Raw genomic sequence first — 298 nt, 5'->3', positions numbered from 1 at the left:
GTATTAGGTTACGGCGCAGCGGCGGTAAACCCATATCTAGCCATTGAAACACTGCTAGACATGCGTGACCAAGCCATTATTGATAGCAGCATGTCTAACGATGATGTGATATCGCGTTACAGTAATGCAGTAAATAGTGGCTTGTTAAAAATCTTCTCGAAAATGGGTATCTCTACACTTCAGTCATACCAAGGCGCGCAAATCTTTGAAGCGCTGGGTATTAACTCTGATGTGGTTAAGAAATACTTTACAGGCACAGTAACTCGTATCGAAGGTTTAAGCCTGGATGGAATTGCCA

General features: G+C 43.0%; 1 protein-coding gene. It reads left to right on the top strand.

What is annotated here, in order from left to right; genetic code table 11:
• Nucleotides 1–60: 60 nt before the first annotated feature.
• Nucleotides 61–298: glutamate synthase central domain-containing protein (locus Q4528_RS13380; protein ID WP_303522002.1), on the top strand; the 238-nt coding region annotated here is incomplete at its 3' end.

Origin of the sequence: Staphylococcus pasteuri (genome assembly GCF_030547725.1) — a bacterium.
Taxonomy (GTDB): Bacteria; Bacillota; Bacilli; order Staphylococcales; family Staphylococcaceae; genus Staphylococcus; species Staphylococcus pasteuri.
This window is presented reverse-complemented; position numbering and strand designations above follow the sequence as displayed.